Source organism: Methylobacterium sp. B1 (assembly GCF_000333255.1).
GTDB lineage: Bacteria > Pseudomonadota > Alphaproteobacteria > Rhizobiales > Beijerinckiaceae > Methylobacterium > Methylobacterium fujisawaense.
In genome coordinates, this window is the sequence record NZ_BACT01000882.1 from 1 (window position 1) to 2,996 (window position 2,996).

The following is a 2,996-nucleotide window of genomic DNA, read 5'->3' on the forward strand; positions in this document are numbered from 1 at the left end:
GGGGCCAGGCCGTGCGCGGGCACCCGGCCTCAGCCGTTGACGCGTTCCACGCTGTTGACCGGGCGCTTGCCGCGCAGCTCGGCGATGATCGCGTTGAGATGCTGGAGATCCCAGACCGACAGGTCGATCGTGATGTCGGTGAAATCCTGGGTGCGCCGCTTCATCGAGATGTTGTCGATGTTGCCGTCGTGGTCGGCGATCACCTGGGCGATCTGGGCGAACACGCCCGGCTCGTTGATCGACTTCAGCGCCAGCCGGGCGGGGAAGCGCTCGCCGCCCAGCGCCTCCGTGTCCCAGCGGACGTCCAGCCAGCGCTCCGGCTCGTTGTCGAAGGCGGCGAGGGCCGCCGACTGGATCGGGTAGACGGTGACCCCGACGCCGGGGGTCAGGATGCCGACGATGCGATCCCCCGGGACCGCGCCGCCATTCGGCGCGAAGGTCACGGGAAGGTCGCCCGCGAGGCCCCGGATCGGGATCGCGTCGCTGCGATCCTCGGCGCCCTCCTTGCCGTCGGCGCCCTGGAAGGTGAGCCGCATGGTCTGGTCGGCCGAGCGGACCAGCCGGCCGGCGCCGTTGGCGGCCCCCTGCGCGGGGGAAGGCCGGCGCTCGTCGCGGTGGTCGGGATAGACGGCGCGGACGACGTCGCCCGAGAACATCTCGCCCCGCCCCACGGCGGCGAACACGTCCTCGGTGGTGGCGCGGGCGAGCCGCGGCAGGGCGCCGCGCAGCTTGTCCTCCGAGAAGGTCTTGGCGGCGCGCTCGAAGGCCCGGTCCAGGATCTGGCGGCCGAGGCCCGCATATTGCCGGCGCACGGCGGCCCGGGTCGCCCGCCGGATCGCCGCCCGCGCCTTGCCGGTCACGACGAGCGATTCCCAGGCGGCCGGGGGCGAGGCGCCGTCGGAGCGGCTGATCTCGACCTCGTCGCCGTTGGCGAGTTCGTGCAGAAGCGGCGCCATCCGGCCGTTGATCTTGGCACCCACCGCCGTGTTGCCGACGTCGGTATGCACGGCGTAGGCGAAGTCGATCGGCGTGGCCCCCCGCGGCAGGGCGATCAGCCGGCCCTTCGGGGTGAAGCAGAACACCTGGTCCTGGAACAGCTCCAGCTTGGTGTGCTCCAGGAACTCCTCCGGGCTGTCGCCCTCGGCGAGGAGTTCGATGGTCCGGCGCAACCATTGGTAAGCGCCGCTCTCGCCGGCGAGCCGCGGATGCACGCTGCCCTCGGCGCGTCCCGGATCCTTGACCAGCTCGGCGCCGACTTCCTTGTAATGCGCGTGGGCCGCGATGCCGTACTCGGCGATGTCGTCCATGGCGCAGGTGCGGATCTGCAGCTCGACGCGCTGGCTCTTCGGCCCGATGACCGTGGTGTGGATCGAGCGGTAATCGTTCTGCTTCGGGGTCGAGATGTAGTCCTTGTAACGGCCCGGAACCATCGGCCAGCTGGTGTGGACGATGCCCAGCGCCGCGTAGCATTCCTGCACGGTGTTGACGACGACCCGGAAGCCGAAGATGTCGGAGAGCTGCTCGAAGGCGACGGACTTGCGCTCCATCTTCGACCAGATCGAGAAGGGCCGCTTCTGCCGGCCGCTCACCTCCGCGGTGATGCCTTGCGCGGCGAGCTTCTCGGTGAGCACCTGCGCGATGGTCTCGACCACGCTCTCGGACTTGGCGGTGAGCCGCGCCAGCCGCTGCGTGATGGTGGCGTAGACCTCCGGCTCCAGGTTGCGGAAGGCCAGATCCTCCAGCTCCTCGCGCAACTCCTGCATGCCCATGCGGCCGGAGAGCGGCGCGTAGATGTCCAGCGTCTCCTGCGCGATGCGGTGGCGCTTGTCCTCCCGCATGTGCTGGAGGGTGCGCATGTTGTGCAGGCGGTCGGCGAGCTTGACCAGCAGCACGCGGACATCCGCCGCCACCGCGAGCAGCAGCTTGCGGAAGTTCTCGCCCTGGGCCGCCTGCTTGGAGACGAGGTCGAGGCGCTTGAGCTTGGTCAGGCCGTCGACCAGGGCGCCGATCTCCGGCCCGAACAGCCGGCGGATCTCCTCCAGCGTCGCCTCGGTATCCTCCACGGTGTCGTGCAGGACCGCGGCCACGATGGTGGCGTCGTCGAGGTGGAGGTCCGTGAGGATCGCGGCGACTTCGAGGGGGTGGGCGAAGAACGGGTCGCCCGAGGCGCGCTTCTGCGTGCCGTGCGCCTGCATGGCGTACACGTAGGCGCGGTTGAGCAGCGCCTCGTCGGCGGCCGGATTGTAGCGCTTGACCCGCTCCACGAGCTCGTACTGGCGCATCATCCGCCGGGACGGGGCCGGGGCTTCCTGGGTCGTGCGTGGGGTCGGGATCACGCGCGATTGTTCCGCAACCGCCGGGCCGGCGCCAGCCCCCGGCGGGGGAAAACCCTCCGGCGCCGGGCCGGCCTCGGAACGAGAGAACCCGGCGTCTCCGCCGGGTCCGGTCTCGGTCAGGTCGTGCGCGTCCAGGCCCACGGTGTCCGGCTCACTCGCCCTCGTCGTCGGTCTCGACCGGCGGGGCGAGGTTCTCGAGGCCGCGGAGCAGATCTTCCTCGCTCATGCGGTCGAACTGGACCGCCGCGTCGTCGCTGGAGGACTGGGGCGCCACCGCGGCGGCGGCCGGCGAGCTCGACAGCAGCGGCACGGTCTCGGCCTCGGGCTCGTCCACCTCGACGTATTTCTGCATCGAGTGGATCAGCTGCTCCTTGAGGTCGTCGGCCGTGATCGTCTCGTCGCCGATCTCGCGCAGGGCCACGACGGGGTTCTTGTCGCGGTCGCGGTCGATGGTCAGGGGGGCGCCGGCGGCCAGGAGGCGGGCCCGGTGGCTCGCCAGCAGCACCAGCTCGAAGCGGTTCTCGACCTTCTCGATGCAGTCTTCGACGGTGACGCGCGCCATGCGGGGCGGCTCCTTGGGCTTGAGCGACGGAAGATGTCGGGTATGGCGCCACTCTACACGGGAAGCCGTTGTGCAACAAGCACAAGCGGTTGCGCCGG

At 70.5% G+C, this 2,996-nt stretch carries 2 protein-coding genes; both read right to left on the reverse strand.

Annotated elements, in window-relative coordinates; genetic code table 11:
- Positions 1-29: 29 nt before the first annotated feature.
- Positions 30-2,285: a bifunctional (p)ppGpp synthetase/guanosine-3',5'-bis(diphosphate) 3'-pyrophosphohydrolase gene (locus I53_RS25190; RefSeq protein WP_043355937.1), complete on the reverse strand. Its 2,256-nt coding sequence runs from the start codon at positions 2,283-2,285 to the stop codon at positions 30-32.
- Positions 2,286-2,487: 202 nt separating this feature from the next.
- Positions 2,488-2,898: a DNA-directed RNA polymerase subunit omega gene (gene rpoZ / locus I53_RS25195; RefSeq protein WP_010685409.1), complete on the reverse strand. Its 411-nt coding sequence runs from the start codon at positions 2,896-2,898 to the stop codon at positions 2,488-2,490.
- Positions 2,899-2,996: the final 98 nt, after the last annotated feature.